Here is a 13646-nt window from a genome sequence, read left to right as displayed (position 1 = left end):
GCTCAACCCAACTTTGCAAGAAAAATATGCGAAATAATCAGCCTTGGCGCTGTTTATGCTTCGGCTCGGCACTGCAAATCACACGGATGACACCATCACGCTTAACGATTTTGCAGTTACGGCATAATTTCTTGACGGAAGCACGAACTTTCATTTTTACTCTCCGTAACTTCTCAGGCGACCATTTAGCGGCCGTAGCCTTTAAGGTTCGCCTTCTTCAATGCAGACTCATACTGACTGGACATCATCAGAGTTTGCACTTGAGCCATAAAGTCCATAATCACGACAACAACGATAAGCAGTGAGGTCCCACCGAAGTAGAACGGTACCTTCATTGCATCACGCATGAACTCCGGGATCAGGCAGATAAAAGTAATATAAAGCGCACCAACCAAAGTCAGGCGAGTCATTACTTTATCGATATACTTCGCCGTTTGCTCTCCCGGACGAATTCCTGGTACAAATGCACCGGACTTCTTCAGGTTATCTGCTGTTTCACGCGGGTTGAAAACCAACGCCGTGTAGAAGAAACAGAAGAAGATGATCGCAGACGCATAGAGTAACACATAAAGTGGTTGCCCAGGCTGCAAATACAGCGAAATTGTTGTCAGCCAGTTCCAACCAGTACCGCCCCCGAACCATGACGCGATGGTTGCCGGGAACAGAATAATACTGGAAGCGAAGATCGCCGGGATAACCCCCGCCATGTTCACTTTCAGCGGTAAATGTGTGCTCTGTGCAGCATAGACACGACGACCTTGTTGACGCTTAGCGTAGTTCACCACAATGCGGCGTTGACCACGTTCAACGAAGACAACAAAGAACGTCACTGCAAATACTAATACTGCAACCAACAGCAACAGGAGGAAGTGCAGGTCGCCTTGACGCGCTTGCTCGATAGTGTGGGCAATGGCTGGCGGGAGACCCGCAACAATACCAGCGAAGATAATGATTGAGATACCGTTACCGATACCACGCTCAGTAATCTGTTCGCCGAGCCACATCAGGAACATTGTTCCTGTGACCAGACTTACAACAGCGGTGAAATAGAATGCAAAGCCTGGGTTTAATACCAGGCCCTGCATACCAGGCATATTCGGAAGACCGGTAGCAATACCGATCGACTGGAATATTGCCAGCACCAGAGTGCCGTAACGGGTGTACTGGCTTATCTTACGACGTCCAGACTCCCCTTCTTTCTTCAGTTCTGCCAGGGCCGGATGAACGACCGTCAGCAGCTGGATAATAATCGATGCCGAAATATACGGCATGATACCCAGAGCGAAGATAGAAGCACGGCTGAGAGCACCACCAGAGAACATGTTAAACATTTCAATGATGGTGCCTCGCTGTTGCTCAAGCAGTTTGGCAAGTACAGCGGCATCGATACCAGGGATCGGAATAAAAGAGCCAACACGGAACACAATCAGCGCGCCGATAACAAACAGCAGTCTGCGTTTCAGCTCGCCAAATCCACCTTTGGCACTTTGAAAATCTAATCCCGGTTGCTTAGCCATCTGCTACTTATTCCTCAATTTTACCGCCAGCGGCTTCGATAGCAGCACGAGCACCTTTAGTAACACGCAGGCCACGAACAGTTACCGGAGTAGAAACTTCACCAGCCAGGATCACTTTCGCGAACTCGATCTGGATACCGATAATGTTTGCCGCTTTCAGCGTGTTCAGGTCTACAACGCCGCCTTCAACTTTCGCCAGGTCAGACAGACGGATTTCCGCTGTAATCGCTGCTTTGCGAGAAGTGAAGCCGAACTTCGGCAGACGACGGTACAGTGGCATCTGGCCACCCTCGAAACCGCGACGTACGCCACCGCCAGAACGAGAGTTCTGACCTTTGTGACCACGACCACCGGTTTTGCCGAGGCCAGAACCGATACCACGACCCAGGCGTTTACCCGCCTTTTTAGAGCCTTCGGCCGGAGACAGAGTATTTAAACGCATCTCTTACTCCTCAACTTTAACCATGAAGTAAACCGCGTTGACCATACCACGAACAGCGGGAGTATCCTCACGCTCAACGGTATGACCAATACGACGCAGACCCAGGCCAAGCAGCGTTGCCTTGTGTTTCGGCAGACGACCGATTGCACTGCGGGTTTGAGTGATTTTAATAGTCTTTGCCATGGTCAATTACCCCAGAATTTCTTCAACGGATTTACCACGCTTGGCAGCGACCATTTCTGGAGAATTCATATTTTCCAGGCCATCAATAGTTGCACGAACCACGTTAATCGGGTTGGTGGAACCGTATGCTTTAGCCAGAACGTTATGAACCCCAGCAACTTCCAGAACGGCGCGCATTGCACCACCGGCGATGATACCGGTACCTTCTGAAGCTGGCTGCATGAATACACGAGAACCCGTGTGAACACCTTTAACTGGGTGCTGCAGGGTACCGTTGTTCAGCGCGACGTTAATCATATTGCGACGGGCTTTTTCCATCGCTTTCTGGATCGCTGCTGGAACTTCACGCGCTTTACCGTAACCAAAACCAACGCGACCGTTACCATCGCCAACTACAGTCAGAGCTGTGAAGGAGAAAATACGACCACCTTTAACGGTTTTAGATACGCGGTTAACCGCGATCAGCTTTTCCTGCAGTTCGCCAGCCTGTTTTTCGATGTGAGCCATCTTACACCTCTACCTTAGAACTGAAGGCCAGCTTCACGGGCAGCATCTGCCAGTGCCTGGACACGACCATGATATTGGAACCCGGAACGGTCAAAGGAAACATTGCTGATGCCTTTTTCCAGAGCGCGTTCTGCAACAGCTTTACCTACAGCTGCAGCGGCGTCTTTGTTACCGGTGTACTTCAATTGCTCTGCAATAGCTTTTTCTACAGTAGAAGCAGCTACCAGAACTTCAGAACCGTTTGGTGCAATGACCTGTGCGTAAATATGACGCGGGGTACGATGTACCACCAGGCGAGTTGCACCCAGCTCTTTGAGCTTGCGGCGTGCGCGGGTCGCACGACGGATACGAGCAGATTTCTTATCCATAGTGTTACCTTACTTCTTCTTAGCCTCTTTGGTACGCACGACTTCGTCGGCGTAACGAACACCCTTGCCTTTATAAGGCTCAGGACGACGGTAGGCGCGCAGATCTGCTGCAACCTGGCCGATCAGCTGTTTATCAGCGCCTTTCAGCACGATTTCAGTCTGGGTCGGACATTCTGCAGTGATACCGGCCGGCAGCGGATGCTCAACAGGGTGTGAGAAGCCCAGAGACAGGCCTACTGCATTCCCTTTGATAGCTGCACGATAACCTACACCAACCAGTTGAAGCTTTTTAGTGAAGCCTTCGGTAACACCAACAACCATTGAGTTCAGCAGGGCACGCGCGGTACCAGCCTGAGCCCATCCATCCACGAAACCATCACGTGGACCGAAGGTCAGAGCGTTATCTGCATGTTTAACTTCAACAGCTTTGTTGAGGGTACGAGTCAGCTCGCCGTTTTTACCTTTGATCGTAATAACCTGACCGTCGATTTTTACATCAACGCCGGCAGGAATAACGACCGGTGCTTTAGCAACACGAGACATTCTTTCCTCCGATTAGGCTACGTAGCAGATAATTTCGCCACCAAGACCAGCCTGGCGCGCTGCACGATCAGTCATAACACCTTTAGAGGTAGAAACAACTGCGATACCAAGACCAGCCATAACTTTAGGCAGCTCATCTTTTTTCTTATAGATGCGCAGACCTGGGCGGCTGACACGCTGAATGCTTTCTACAACAGCTTTACCCTGGAAATACTTGAGAGTAAGTTCCAGTTCCGGCTTGGTGTCGCCTTCAACTTTAAAATCTTCGATAAAACCTTCTTCCTTCAGCACGTTGGCAATTGCCACTTTCAGCTTGGCGGAAGGCATGGTGACCGCAACTTTGTTCGCGGCCTGACCGTTACGGATACGGGTCAGCATATCCGCGATCGGATCTTGCATGCTCATCTGTCTTTACTCCCGTGATTCAATTGGTAATTACCAGCTAGCCTTTTTCAAGCCTGGTACTTCACCGCGCATGGCGGCTTCACGCAGTTTGATACGGCTCAACCCAAACTTGCCCACATAACCATGTGGACGACCTGTTTGACGACAGCGGTTACGCTGACGAGACGGGCTGGAATCACGCGGCAGAGACTGCAGCTTGAGAACCGCATTCCAACGATCTTCGTCGGAAGCGTTCACATCAGAAATGATCGCTTTCAGTTCAGCGCGTTTAGCGAAGAATTTATCAGCTAAAGCTACGCGTTTTACTTCGCGTGCTTTCATTGATTGCTTAGCCATTCAGTAACCCTACCTTACTTGCGGAACGGGAAGTCAAAGGCAGCCAGCAGAGCACGGCCTTCTTCATCAGATTTCGCAGTAGTGGTAATGGTAATATCCAAACCACGCACGCGGTCGACTTTATCGTAGTCGATCTCTGGGAAGATGATCTGCTCACGGACACCCATGCTGTAGTTACCACGACCGTCGAAAGACTTAGCGGACAAGCCACGGAAGTCACGGATACGTGGTACAGCAATAGTGATCAGGCGCTCAAAGAACTCCCACATGCGTTCGCCACGCAGAGTTACTTTACAGCCGATCGGATAGCCCTGACGGATTTTGAAGCCTGCAACAGATTTGCGTGCTTTGGTGATCAGCGGTTTTTGACCGGAGATTGCTGTCAGGTCAGCTGCTGCGTTATCCAGCAGTTTCTTGTCAGCGATCGCTTCACCAACACCCATGTTCAGGGTGATCTTCTCGACCCGAGGGACTTGCATGACAGAATTGTAGTTAAACTCAGTCATGAGTTTGTTAACTACTTCGTCTTTGTAGTAATCATGCAGTTTCGCCATCGTACTACTCCAAATTACTTGATAGTTTCGCTGTTAGACTTGAAGAAACGGACTTTTTTCCCGTCTTCGAATCTAAAGCCTACACGGTCAGCCTTGCCGGTTGCCGCATTGAAGATTGCAACGTTAGAAACCTGAATAGCAGCTTCTTTTTCAACGATGCCGCCTGGTTGGTTCAGGGCCGGAACCGGCTTCTGATGTTTCTTAACCAGGTTGATACCTTCAACAATGACCTTGCCGGAAGACAGGACATTTTTTACTTTACCGCGTTTACCTTTATCTTTACCGGTTAACACGATAACTTCGTCATCACGACGGATTTTCGCTGCCATGATTCGCTCCTTAGAGTACTTCTGGTGCCAGAGAGATAATTTTCATGAACTTTTCAGTACGAAGTTCACGAGTTACCGGCCCAAAGATACGCGTGCCGATTGGCTGCTCACTGTTATTGTTCAAAATAACGCATGCATTACCATCGAAGCGAATGACAGAACCGTCAGGGCGACGAACACCCTTCTTGGTGCGCACCACTACCGCTTTCAGCACATCACCTTTTTTGACCTTACCACGTGGAATTGCTTCTTTGATGGTGATCTTGATGATGTCGCCTACGCCTGCGTAGCGACGGTGCGAGCCACCCAGAACCTTGATACACATTACGCGACGTGCACCGGAGTTGTCGGCGACGTTCAGCATAGTCTGTTCTTGGATCATTTTAGTGCTCCGCTAATGTCAACTACTACCTGAGACTCTAAAATCAGAGCCGTTAAAAAGCCCCATATCGAGGGCGCGGCATTATAACACCGCTTCTACAATATGGGTAGAAAAAATAAACGGCTCATCGCTGAGCCGTTTATTCGTATTGAGAATGCGTACTCTATTACAGAACCGCTTTCTCTACAACGCGAACCAGCGTCCAGGACTTAGTCTTGGACAGTGGACGGCATTCACGGATTTCAACCTTGTCGCCGATACCACATTCGTTGTTCTCGTCATGTACGTGCAGTTTGGTCGTACGTTTGATGAATTTACCGTAGATCGGGTGTTTCACAATACGTTCGATAGCTACAACGATGGATTTCTCCATTTTGTCGCTAACAACACGACCTTGCAGAGTACGGATTTTATCGGTCATTACGCACCCGCCTTCTGAGTCAGTAAAGTCTTAACGCGCGCAACATTGCGACGCACTTGCTTCAGCAGGTGAGTCTGTTGCAGCTGGCCACTTGCAGCCTGCATACGCAGGTTGAACTGCTCACGCAGCAGGTTCAGCAGCTCAGCGTTCAGCTCTTCAACGCTTTTTTCACGCAGCTCTTTTGCTTTCATTACATCACCGTCTTAGTTACAAAGGTGGTTTTGATAGGCAGTTTCGCTGCTGCCAGGCCGAAGGCTTCACGGGCCAGCTCTTCCGGAACGCCGTCCATTTCATAAAGGACTTTGCCCGGTTGGATCAAGGCAACCCAGTACTCCACGTTACCTTTACCTTTACCCATACGAACTTCCAGCGGCTTCTCGGTGATCGGTTTGTCCGGGAATACACGGATCCAGATCTTACCTTGACGCTTAACTGCACGGGTCATTGCACGACGTGCTGCTTCGATCTGACGTGCAGTCAGACGACCACGGCCAACAGCTTTCAGACCGAAAGTGCCGAAGCTAACATCCGTACCCTGCGCCAGACCACGGTTGCGGCCTTTGTGCACTTTACGGAATTTTGTACGCTTTGGTTGTAACATCAGCGACGCTCCTTATTTACGGCCTTTACGCTGCTGCTTTTTAGGTTGAGCAGCCGGTTTTTCCGGTTGTTCAACAGCAGCCATACCACCCAGGATCTCACCTTTGAAGATCCATACCTTAACGCCGATTACACCGTAAGTGGTGTGCGCTTCAGAGGTGTTGTAGTCGATGTCAGCACGCAGAGTGTGCAGCGGTACGCGACCTTCGCGGTACCATTCGGTACGTGCGATTTCCGCGCCGCCCAGACGGCCGCTAACTTCAACTTTGATACCCTTAGCGCCCAGACGCATTGCGTTCTGTACTGCACGCTTCATAGCACGACGGAACATAACACGACGTTCCAGCTGTGAAGTGATGCTGTCAGCAACCAATTTAGCGTCCAGTTCAGGCTTACGAACTTCAGCGATATTGATCTGTGCAGGAACGCCAGCGATATCCGCTACGACCTTGCGCAGTTTTTCTACGTCTTCGCCTTTCTTACCGATAACGATGCCAGGACGAGCAGTGTGAATGGTTACACGAATGCTCTTAGCTGGACGCTCGATAACGATACGAGATACAGACGCTTTAGCCAGTTCCTTAGTCAGGTACTGACGTACTTTAAAATCGCTGTCCAGGTTGTCAGCGAATTCTTTGGTGTTCGCAAACCAGGTAGAGTTCCATGGTTTTACAATACCCAGGCGAATACCATTAGGATGTACTTTCTGACCCATTGCTAGTCTCCAGAGTCTCAGCGATCGGACACAACCACAGTAATGTGGCTGGTGCGCTTCAGGATGCGATCTGCACGACCTTTCGCACGCGGCATAATGCGCTTCATGCTTGGGCCTTCATCTACGAAAATTTTCGCGACTTTCAGATCGTCGATGTCAGCGCCATCGTTGTGTTCAGCGTTAGCAATGGCAGATTCCAGTACTTTCTTGACCAATACCGCAGCTTTCTTGTTGGTATAGGTCAGGATGTCCAGGGCCTGCGACACTTTCTTACCGCGAATCAGGTCAGCAACAAGGCGAACCTTCTGAGCAGAAGAACGAGCATGGCGATGTTGAGCTAAAGTTTCCATCTCTTCCTCCTACCTTATTTCTTCTTCGCTTTTTTATCAGCAGCGTGGCCGCGATAAGTACGAGTCGGTGCGAATTCACCCAGTTTGTGACCAACCATTTCGTCGGTAACAAAGACTGGAACGTGCTGACGACCATTATGGACAGCGATGGTCAAACCGATCATGTTAGGAAAGATCGTTGAACGACGGGACCAAGTGCGCAGGGGCTTCTTGTCTCCGCTTTCCACCGCTTTCTCTACCTTCTTCAGCAAGTGCAGGTCAATAAAAGGACCTTTCTTGAGAGAACGTGGCATGGCTTATCCTCTAAAATTATTTGCTACGGCGACGTACGATAAATTTATCAGTACGCTTGTTGCTGCGGGTCTTCTTACCTTTGGTCTGAACGCCCCACGGAGTTACCGGGTGCTTACCAAAGTTACGACCTTCACCACCACCATGTGGGTGGTCTACTGGGTTCATCGCAGTACCGCGAACGGTAGGACGAACACCACGCCAGCGTGCAGCACCAGCTTTACCCAGAACGCGCAGCATATGCTCAGCATTGCCAACTTCGCCCAGAGTAGCGCGGCAATCTGCTTCGACTTTACGCATTTCACCAGAACGCAGACGCAGGGTGACATAAGCACCGTCACGAGCAACGATCTGAACGTAAGTACCCGCGGAACGCGCCAGCTGACCGCCTTTACCTGGTTTCATTTCTACGTTATGAACGGTAGAACCAACCGGGATATTGCGCATCGGCAGGGTGTTGCCTGCTTTGATTGCAGCATCAACGCCAGACTGAATCTGGTCGCCAGCTTTCAGGCCTTTAGGGGCCAGGATGTAACGGCGTTCACCGTCTTTGTACAGAACCAGCGCGATGTTCGCGGAACGGTTCGGATCGTACTCAAGACGTTCAACAACTGCTGGGATACCGTCTTTGTTGCGTTTGAAGTCAACAATACGATAAGCCTGCTTGTGGCCACCACCGATGTGACGAGTGGTGATACGGCCATTGTTGTTACGACCACCGGATTTGCTGTTTTTTTCCAGCAACGGAGCAAAAGGTTTGCCCTTGTGCAGCTCAGGGTTAACCACTTTAACTACGTGGCGACGACCCGGAGATGTCGGTTTACATTTAACAACTGCCATTGTATTACTCCTCCGACTTACTCAGCGCCGCCAACGAAGTCCAGGTTCTGGCCTTCTTTAAGGGTGACGTAAGCTTTTTTCCAGTCGCTACGACGACCGATACGCTGTCCGTGACGTTTAACTTTCCCTTTAACAACCAGGGTGTTAACGACTTCGACTTCGACTTCAAACAGTTTCTGCACAGCAGCTTTGATCTCTGCTTTGGTCGCGTCTTTAGCAACTTTGAGAACGATGGTGTTTGTTTTTTCCATCGCAGTAGACGCTTTTTCAGAAACGTGCGGTGCGCGAAGCACCTTCAGCAGACGTTCTTCACGAATCATGCCAGCATCTCCTCAACTTGCTTAACAGCATCAGCAGTCATTACGACTTTGTCGAAGGCGATCAGGCTAACCGGGTCGATACCAGTCGCATCGCGTACGTCAACCTTGTGCAGGTTACGTGCGGCCAGGAACAGGTTCTCGTCCAGCTCACCGGTGATGATCAGCACATCTTCCAGAGCCATGTCTTTCAGTTTCTGTGCCAGCAGCTTAGTTTTAGGCGCTTCTACAGAGAACTTCTCGACAACGATCAGACGATCCTGACGTACCAGTTCGGACAGAATGCTTTTCAGCGCGCCGCGGTACATCTTTTTGTTAACTTTTTGACTGTGGTCCTGTGGACGCGCAGCGAAGGTCACGCCACCTGAACGCCAGATCGGGCTCTTGATAGAACCTGAACGCGCACGGCCGGTACCTTTCTGGCGCCATGGCTTTTTGCCAGAACCAGTTACTTCAGCACGAGTCTTCTGAGCACGAGTACCCTGACGAGCACCAGCTGCATAAGCAACAACAACCTGGTGAACCAGCGCTTCGTTGAAATCACGACCGAAGGTAGTTTCGGAAACAGTCAGCGCGCTCTGCGCGTCTTTCAATACTAATTCCATTGCTATCCCCTTACGCCTTCACAGCTGGTTTAACGATCAGGTCGCTACCGGTAGCACCCGGAACAGCACCCTTAACCAGCAGCAGGTTGCGCTCAGCGTCAACACGTACTACGTCCAGGCTCTGAACGGTTACACGTTCGTTACCCAGCTGACCTGCCATTTTCTTGCCTTTGAACACTTTGCCCGGAGTCTGGTTCTGACCGATAGAACCCGGAACGCGGTGAGACAAGGAGTTACCGTGAGTAGCGTCCTGGGTACGGAAGTTCCAGCGCTTAACGGTACCAGCAAAACCTTTACCTTTAGAGGTACCGGTTACGTCAACTTTTTTAACGTCAGCAAACAGCTCAACGCTAATGTCTTGACCTACGGTGAACTCTTCGCCTTCAGCAAGACGGAATTCCCACAGACCACGGCCAGCTTCAACGCCAGCTTTAGCGAAGTGACCCGCTTCTGGTTTGGTTACACGGTTAGCTTTTTTAGCACCGGTGGTAACCTGAACAGCGCGGTAGCCATCGTTAGCCAGATCTTTAACCTGAGTAACGCGGTTTGCTTCAACTTCGATTACGGTTACTGGGATAGAAACGCCATCTTCAGTGAAGATGCGGGTCATTCCCACTTTTTTACCGACTAAACCAATCATTGTTTCAACCTCTCAATCGCTCGATGACCTGATTAACCCAGGCTGATCTGCACGTCTACACCGGCAGCCAGATCCAGACGCATCAGAGCATCAACGGTTTTCTCAGTTGGCTCAACGATGTCAACCAGACGCTTGTGAGTGCGGATTTCGTACTGATCACGCGCATCTTTGTTAACGTGCGGAGAGATCAGAACGGTAAAGCGCTCTTTGCGGGTCGGCAGCGGGATCGGACCACGGACTTGCGCACCAGTGCGCTTAGCAGTCTCGACGATTTCCGCGGTTGATTGATCGATCAGACGATGATCAAACGCTTTAAGGCGGATACGGATTCTTTGGTTCTGCATGAGACCAGAGCTCCAATTATTTTATAAACGAAAATGATTACTCCTCAAACCCATTACGATTGATGGGAGAGTGTAACCGTTCTTACGTAGCTCCCCGATTGGGAGCATTGTTGAGTAACAAAATTAGCTACTCCGGTTCAGATTGAACCCGCCGTCAACTACGACAAGCCCGCGCATTATACGTAAATCTGAGCAAGACGCAAGTGCCGTTTAGAAATTAAGCGCCAAAGACATGCGATGCGTAGGGCATTCCATTATTTGCAGCAACCTGTCTGCTTTCATCTCTTCTTATGAACCCCTCACGCAATTCCTGTGTACGGACATTGCTGGCCTTGCATCATGAGAAGAGTATGCACCAAACATCTTTGAGGCTTTGCGTATGCTGACTCCCCTCCCCTTTCTGCTCGTTTACTTCGCACTCTCCGGTTTACTGGTACGTGAAGATATTCGTGCCGGCCTTCTCCCGGATAAATACCTCTGTCCCCTCTTATGGACCGGCCTGCTCTTCCAGCGTTGCCTTCATCCTGACTTTCTTTCGAACGCAGTGACTGGCGCGATGGCAGGGTATGTGAGCTTTGCGATTATCTACTGGGGCTACCGGCTTCTGACTGGACGTGAAGGGATGGGCTATGGCGACGTGAAATATCTTTCGGCACTGGGGGCGTGGCACGGTTGGCACATATTGCCCGCACTGGTGTTAACCGCCGCATTGGTGGCGCTTCTTTACCAGCTCATTCTCTCTTTACCGGCTCCTGATAAACAGGCATTAAAAAACCCACTGCCTTTTGGGCCATTTCTGGCGGCAGCGGGTTTAAGCGTTGGCTGGCAGACACTGTTTAGTCAGCCACTTTAATCTGGGATTGAAGATAATTCTGCAGACCAATTTTACTGATGAGATCCAGCTCAGTTTCAAGCCAGTCAATGTGCCCTTCTTCATCGGCCAGAATCTGGATCATCATATCGCGGCTGACGTAGTCATGAACACTGTCCGCATAGGCAATGGCTTCGCGGAGATCTTTTGCGCCTTCAAGCTCGAGCCTGAGGTCGGATCGTAGCATCTCTTCAACATCTTCACCGATGCCGAGTTTGCCGAGATCCTGCAGGTTAGGAATGCCTTCAAGGAATAAAATACGCTCGATGTATTTATCGGCATGTTTCATCTCATCGATGGATTCGTGGTATTCAACATCGTTGAGGCGCATCAGGCCCCAGTTTTTGAACATTCTCGCATGGAGAAAATACTGATTGATCGCGACAAGCTCATTTCCCAATAATTTATTGAGATAACTTATGATTTTAACATCACCTTTCATTATATAGTCCCTCCGCTTCCACTCATTGAAGCGTAGATCGGGCTACAGGGATGTCAAAAAAAAGATGGGCGCTTACGCAATCTCTTTGTATTCCGGGATCTGCATCAATTCGTCCTGCATGATCTCACGTGCAGCACGTACACATTTACCGCATTGATTTCCCACTGGAACAAATTTGCGAAGCTGCTGGAAGGACTGTGGCTGAAACTGGCGAACGGCCTGACGTATTTTTTTGTCACTTACACCATTACATAAACAAACGTACATAAAGACTCCCGTTCAAAATATGCGCAAAGTGTAAGTGAGAATGGTTATGATTACAATAGCACAAACACCCGTATACGGGGCGGGAGAGGACGAAAAATGCGAAAATTTGTGACAGACACATAACGGCAGAAAACAAAAAAGGACGCCGAAGCGTCCTTTTTTAATTCAGGGATAAGTAATTAGCCCAGAACTTTAGCAACAACGCCCGCGCCAACGGTACGGCCGCCTTCACGGATTGCGAAACGCAGACCGTCGTCCATCGCGATTGGGTGGATCAGAGTCACAACCATCTTGATGTTGTCGCCTGGCATTACCATCTCAACGCCTTCTGGCAGCTCGATGGTACCGGTCACGTCAGTTGTACGGAAGTAGAACTGTGGACGGTAGCCTTTGAAGAACGGAGTATGACGGCCGCCTTCGTCTTTGGACAGGATATACACTTCAGATTCGAACTTGGTGTGTGGCTTGATTGAGCCTGGCTTAGCCAGTACCTGACCACGTTCGATTTCTTCACGTTTGATACCACGCAGCAGAACACCTACGTTCTCACCAGCACGGCCTTCGTCCAGCAGTTTGCGGAACATTTCAACGCCAGTACAGGTAGACTTAGCAGTCTCTTTGATACCAACGATTTCAACTTCTTCGCCAACTTTGATGATACCGCGCTCAACACGACCGGTAACAACGGTACCACGACCGGAGATGGAGAATACGTCTTCGATTGGCAGCAGGAACGGCTTATCAATCGCACGCTCTGGTTCTGGGATGTAAGAATCCAGGAAGCCAGCCAGTTCGATGATTTTCGCTTCCCACTCAGCGTCGCCTTCCAGCGCTTTCAGCGCGGAACCACGAACGATTGGAGTGTCGTCGCCTGGGAAATCGTACTGAGACAGCAGTTCACGAACTTCCATCTCTACCAGTTCCAGCAGCTCTTCGTCATCAACCATGTCACATTTGTTCAGGAACACGATGATGTAAGGAACGCCTACCTGACGACCCAGCAGGATGTGCTCACGAGTCTGAGGCATTGGGCCGTCAGTCGCAGCAACAACCAGGATCGCGCCGTCCATCTGCGCAGCACCGGTGATCATGTTTTTAACATAGTCGGCGTGGCCTGGGCAGTCTACGTGTGCGTAGTGGCGAGTCGGGGTGTCATATTCAACGTGAGAAGTGTTGATGGTGATACCACGCGCTTTTTCTTCTGGTGCGTTATCGATCTGGTCGAATGCACGAGCAGCACCGCCGTAGGTTTTAGCCAGTACGGTAGTGATTGCAGCGGTCAGGGTAGTTTTACCATGGTCAACGTGGCCGATAGTACCAACGTTGACGTGCGGTTTTGTACGTTCAAATTTTTCTTTAGACACGGCTATATTCCTT

At 50.2% G+C, this 13646-nt stretch carries 27 protein-coding genes; 1 reads left to right on the top strand and 26 read right to left on the bottom strand.

The window, feature by feature from the left end; genetic code table 11:
* Positions 1 to 37: 37 nt before the first annotated feature.
* From rpmJ to rpsJ, 23 genes are all read right to left on the bottom strand, one after another.
* Positions 38 to 154 (bottom strand): 50S ribosomal protein L36, encoded by a 117-nt coding sequence (gene rpmJ / locus L466_RS0122260; RefSeq protein WP_000868187.1) that lies wholly within the window; start codon positions 152 to 154, stop codon positions 38 to 40.
* Positions 155 to 185: 31 nt separating this feature from the next.
* Positions 186 to 1517 (bottom strand): preprotein translocase subunit SecY, encoded by a 1332-nt coding sequence (gene secY, locus L466_RS18860; protein WP_014171896.1) that lies wholly within the window; start codon positions 1515 to 1517, stop codon positions 186 to 188.
* A 7-nt stretch (positions 1518 to 1524) separates the two neighbouring features.
* Positions 1525 to 1959: a 50S ribosomal protein L15 gene (rplO, locus tag L466_RS18865; RefSeq protein WP_003863304.1), complete on the bottom strand. Its 435-nt coding sequence runs from the start codon at positions 1957 to 1959 to the stop codon at positions 1525 to 1527.
* Between the two features lie 3 nt (positions 1960 to 1962).
* Positions 1963 to 2142, bottom strand: a complete 180-nt coding sequence (rpmD, locus tag L466_RS18870) for a 50S ribosomal protein L30 (protein ID WP_003863301.1) — start codon at positions 2140 to 2142, stop codon at positions 1963 to 1965.
* Positions 2143 to 2148: 6 nt separating this feature from the next.
* Complete coding sequence (gene rpsE, locus L466_RS18875; RefSeq protein ID WP_003863299.1) at positions 2149 to 2649, bottom strand: 30S ribosomal protein S5; 501 nt, start codon at positions 2647 to 2649, stop codon at positions 2149 to 2151.
* A gap of 14 nt (positions 2650 to 2663) precedes the next feature.
* Positions 2664 to 3017: a 50S ribosomal protein L18 gene (gene rplR / locus L466_RS18880; RefSeq protein ID WP_013099023.1), complete on the bottom strand. Its 354-nt coding sequence runs from the start codon at positions 3015 to 3017 to the stop codon at positions 2664 to 2666.
* A gap of 9 nt (positions 3018 to 3026) precedes the next feature.
* On the bottom strand, positions 3027 to 3560 hold the full coding sequence (gene rplF, locus L466_RS18885; RefSeq protein ID WP_003863296.1) for a 50S ribosomal protein L6: 534 nt from the start codon (positions 3558 to 3560) through the stop codon (positions 3027 to 3029).
* A 12-nt stretch (positions 3561 to 3572) separates the two neighbouring features.
* Entirely contained in the window at positions 3573 to 3965 is a 393-nt protein-coding gene (gene rpsH, locus L466_RS18890; protein WP_006178918.1) for a 30S ribosomal protein S8, read from the bottom strand.
* A 30-nt stretch (positions 3966 to 3995) separates the two neighbouring features.
* On the bottom strand, positions 3996 to 4301 hold the full coding sequence (gene rpsN, locus L466_RS18895) for a 30S ribosomal protein S14 (protein WP_003863291.1): 306 nt from the start codon (positions 4299 to 4301) through the stop codon (positions 3996 to 3998).
* Positions 4302 to 4315: 14 nt separating this feature from the next.
* The gene (gene rplE / locus L466_RS18900) at positions 4316 to 4855 is read right to left on the bottom strand and encodes a 50S ribosomal protein L5 (protein ID WP_001096206.1); all 540 of its coding nucleotides are present in this window, start codon (positions 4853 to 4855) and stop codon (positions 4316 to 4318) included.
* A 14-nt stretch (positions 4856 to 4869) separates the two neighbouring features.
* Positions 4870 to 5184, bottom strand: coding sequence for a 50S ribosomal protein L24 (gene rplX, locus L466_RS18905; protein ID WP_000729185.1), 315 nt, complete (start codon positions 5182 to 5184; stop codon positions 4870 to 4872).
* 10 nt (positions 5185 to 5194) lie between these two features.
* Complete coding sequence (gene rplN, locus L466_RS18910; protein ID WP_002919748.1) at positions 5195 to 5566, bottom strand: 50S ribosomal protein L14; 372 nt, start codon at positions 5564 to 5566, stop codon at positions 5195 to 5197.
* Positions 5567 to 5732: 166 nt separating this feature from the next.
* Positions 5733 to 5987, bottom strand: coding sequence for a 30S ribosomal protein S17 (rpsQ, locus tag L466_RS18915; protein WP_008503489.1), 255 nt, complete (start codon positions 5985 to 5987; stop codon positions 5733 to 5735).
* Positions 5987 to 6178 carry a 50S ribosomal protein L29 gene (rpmC, locus tag L466_RS18920; protein ID WP_003863282.1) on the bottom strand — a complete coding sequence of 64 codons (192 nt, stop codon included), beginning with the start codon at positions 6176 to 6178 and terminating at the stop codon, positions 5987 to 5989. Before rpmC ends, rpsQ begins: the two co-directional genes overlap by 1 nt.
* A complete protein-coding gene (gene rplP / locus L466_RS18925; RefSeq protein ID WP_002919759.1) occupies positions 6178 to 6588 on the bottom strand; it encodes a 50S ribosomal protein L16 in 411 nt (136 codons plus the stop codon). The genes rpmC and rplP overlap by 1 nt, the downstream gene beginning before the upstream one ends.
* A gap of 12 nt (positions 6589 to 6600) precedes the next feature.
* The gene (gene rpsC / locus L466_RS18930; protein ID WP_000529945.1) at positions 6601 to 7302 is read right to left on the bottom strand and encodes a 30S ribosomal protein S3; all 702 of its coding nucleotides are present in this window, start codon (positions 7300 to 7302) and stop codon (positions 6601 to 6603) included.
* A gap of 17 nt (positions 7303 to 7319) precedes the next feature.
* Complete coding sequence (gene rplV / locus L466_RS18935; RefSeq protein WP_002919773.1) at positions 7320 to 7652, bottom strand: 50S ribosomal protein L22; 333 nt, start codon at positions 7650 to 7652, stop codon at positions 7320 to 7322.
* 14 nt (positions 7653 to 7666) lie between these two features.
* Positions 7667 to 7945, bottom strand: coding sequence for a 30S ribosomal protein S19 (gene rpsS, locus L466_RS18940; RefSeq protein WP_001138117.1), 279 nt, complete (start codon positions 7943 to 7945; stop codon positions 7667 to 7669).
* Between the two features lie 16 nt (positions 7946 to 7961).
* Positions 7962 to 8783 (bottom strand): 50S ribosomal protein L2, encoded by an 822-nt coding sequence (gene rplB / locus L466_RS18945; RefSeq protein WP_000301859.1) that lies wholly within the window; start codon positions 8781 to 8783, stop codon positions 7962 to 7964.
* 17 nt (positions 8784 to 8800) lie between these two features.
* Positions 8801 to 9103: a 50S ribosomal protein L23 gene (gene rplW, locus L466_RS18950; protein ID WP_000617546.1), complete on the bottom strand. Its 303-nt coding sequence runs from the start codon at positions 9101 to 9103 to the stop codon at positions 8801 to 8803.
* Positions 9100 to 9705 carry a 50S ribosomal protein L4 gene (gene rplD / locus L466_RS18955; RefSeq protein WP_000424395.1) on the bottom strand — a complete coding sequence of 202 codons (606 nt, stop codon included), beginning with the start codon at positions 9703 to 9705 and terminating at the stop codon, positions 9100 to 9102. The genes rplW and rplD overlap by 4 nt, the downstream gene beginning before the upstream one ends.
* A 10-nt stretch (positions 9706 to 9715) precedes the next feature.
* Positions 9716 to 10345 carry a 50S ribosomal protein L3 gene (gene rplC, locus L466_RS18960; protein ID WP_006178923.1) on the bottom strand — a complete coding sequence of 210 codons (630 nt, stop codon included), beginning with the start codon at positions 10343 to 10345 and terminating at the stop codon, positions 9716 to 9718.
* Positions 10346 to 10377: 32 nt separating this feature from the next.
* A complete protein-coding gene (gene rpsJ, locus L466_RS18965) occupies positions 10378 to 10689 on the bottom strand; it encodes a 30S ribosomal protein S10 (RefSeq protein WP_001181005.1) in 312 nt (103 codons plus the stop codon).
* A gap of 379 nt (positions 10690 to 11068) precedes the next feature.
* On the opposite strand from rpsJ, the gene L466_RS18970 reads away from it, so the two are divergent.
* Entirely contained in the window at positions 11069 to 11542 is a 474-nt protein-coding gene (locus L466_RS18970) for a prepilin peptidase (protein WP_032680163.1), read from the top strand.
* On the opposite strand, the gene bfr is transcribed toward L466_RS18970, so the two are convergent.
* The 3 genes from bfr to tuf form a co-directional block, all read right to left on the bottom strand.
* Positions 11526 to 12002 carry a bacterioferritin gene (gene bfr / locus L466_RS18975; protein ID WP_014171902.1) on the bottom strand — a complete coding sequence of 159 codons (477 nt, stop codon included), beginning with the start codon at positions 12000 to 12002 and terminating at the stop codon, positions 11526 to 11528. The two genes, L466_RS18970 and bfr, sit on opposite strands and share 17 nt — an antisense overlap.
* 72 nt (positions 12003 to 12074) lie before the next feature.
* Positions 12075 to 12269 (bottom strand): bacterioferritin-associated ferredoxin, encoded by a 195-nt coding sequence (gene bfd / locus L466_RS18980; protein ID WP_008503493.1) that lies wholly within the window; start codon positions 12267 to 12269, stop codon positions 12075 to 12077.
* 179 nt (positions 12270 to 12448) lie between these two features.
* Positions 12449 to 13633, bottom strand: a complete 1185-nt coding sequence (gene tuf / locus L466_RS18985; protein WP_023323999.1) for an elongation factor Tu — start codon at positions 13631 to 13633, stop codon at positions 12449 to 12451.
* Positions 13634 to 13646 lie beyond the last annotated feature (13 nt).

This window comes from Enterobacter sp. BIDMC 30 (assembly GCF_000534355.1).
Classification (GTDB): domain Bacteria; phylum Pseudomonadota; class Gammaproteobacteria; order Enterobacterales; family Enterobacteriaceae; genus Enterobacter; species Enterobacter ludwigii.
Note: the sequence above shows the minus strand (reverse complement) of the source record. Positions and strands in the feature narration are given on the sequence as shown.

Coding starts and splice junctions, on each gene's coding strand:
- rplP (WP_002919759.1), bottom strand. CDS start 6,588: ATGTTACAACCAAAGCGTACAAAATTCCGTAAAGTGCACAAAGGCCGC.
- rpsE (WP_003863299.1), bottom strand. CDS start 2,649: ATGGCTCACATCGAAAAACAGGCTGGCGAACTGCAGGAAAAGCTGATC.
- rpmC (WP_003863282.1), bottom strand. CDS start 6,178: ATGAAAGCAAAAGAGCTGCGTGAAAAAAGCGTTGAAGAGCTGAACGCT.
- rpsN (WP_003863291.1), bottom strand. CDS start 4,301: ATGGCTAAGCAATCAATGAAAGCACGCGAAGTAAAACGCGTAGCTTTA.
- rplX (WP_000729185.1), bottom strand. CDS start 5,184: ATGGCAGCGAAAATCCGTCGTGATGACGAAGTTATCGTGTTAACCGGT.
- bfd (WP_008503493.1), bottom strand. CDS start 12,269: ATGTACGTTTGTTTATGTAATGGTGTAAGTGACAAAAAAATACGTCAG.
- rplF (WP_003863296.1), bottom strand. CDS start 3,560: ATGTCTCGTGTTGCTAAAGCACCGGTCGTTATTCCTGCCGGCGTTGAT.
- bfr (WP_014171902.1), bottom strand. CDS start 12,002: ATGAAAGGTGATGTTAAAATCATAAGTTATCTCAATAAATTATTGGGA.
- rplN (WP_002919748.1), bottom strand. CDS start 5,566: ATGATCCAAGAACAGACTATGCTGAACGTCGCCGACAACTCCGGTGCA.
- rpsJ (WP_001181005.1), bottom strand. CDS start 10,689: ATGCAGAACCAAAGAATCCGTATCCGCCTTAAAGCGTTTGATCATCGT.
- rpsS (WP_001138117.1), bottom strand. CDS start 7,945: ATGCCACGTTCTCTCAAGAAAGGTCCTTTTATTGACCTGCACTTGCTG.
- rpmJ (WP_000868187.1), bottom strand. CDS start 154: ATGAAAGTTCGTGCTTCCGTCAAGAAATTATGCCGTAACTGCAAAATC.
- rplE (WP_001096206.1), bottom strand. CDS start 4,855: ATGGCGAAACTGCATGATTACTACAAAGACGAAGTAGTTAACAAACTC.
- secY (WP_014171896.1), bottom strand. CDS start 1,517: ATGGCTAAGCAACCGGGATTAGATTTTCAAAGTGCCAAAGGTGGATTT.
- rplO (WP_003863304.1), bottom strand. CDS start 1,959: ATGCGTTTAAATACTCTGTCTCCGGCCGAAGGCTCTAAAAAGGCGGGT.
- rpsQ (WP_008503489.1), bottom strand. CDS start 5,987: ATGACCGATAAAATCCGTACTCTGCAAGGTCGTGTTGTTAGCGACAAA.
- rplW (WP_000617546.1), bottom strand. CDS start 9,103: ATGATTCGTGAAGAACGTCTGCTGAAGGTGCTTCGCGCACCGCACGTT.
- rpmD (WP_003863301.1), bottom strand. CDS start 2,142: ATGGCAAAGACTATTAAAATCACTCAAACCCGCAGTGCAATCGGTCGT.
- L466_RS18970 (WP_032680163.1), top strand. CDS start 11,069: ATGCTGACTCCCCTCCCCTTTCTGCTCGTTTACTTCGCACTCTCCGGT.
- rpsC (WP_000529945.1), bottom strand. CDS start 7,302: ATGGGTCAGAAAGTACATCCTAATGGTATTCGCCTGGGTATTGTAAAA.
- rplR (WP_013099023.1), bottom strand. CDS start 3,017: ATGGATAAGAAATCTGCTCGTATCCGTCGTGCGACCCGCGCACGCCGC.
- rpsH (WP_006178918.1), bottom strand. CDS start 3,965: ATGAGCATGCAAGATCCGATCGCGGATATGCTGACCCGTATCCGTAAC.
- rplC (WP_006178923.1), bottom strand. CDS start 10,345: ATGATTGGTTTAGTCGGTAAAAAAGTGGGAATGACCCGCATCTTCACT.
- rplD (WP_000424395.1), bottom strand. CDS start 9,705: ATGGAATTAGTATTGAAAGACGCGCAGAGCGCGCTGACTGTTTCCGAA.
- rplB (WP_000301859.1), bottom strand. CDS start 8,783: ATGGCAGTTGTTAAATGTAAACCGACATCTCCGGGTCGTCGCCACGTA.
- rplV (WP_002919773.1), bottom strand. CDS start 7,652: ATGGAAACTTTAGCTCAACATCGCCATGCTCGTTCTTCTGCTCAGAAG.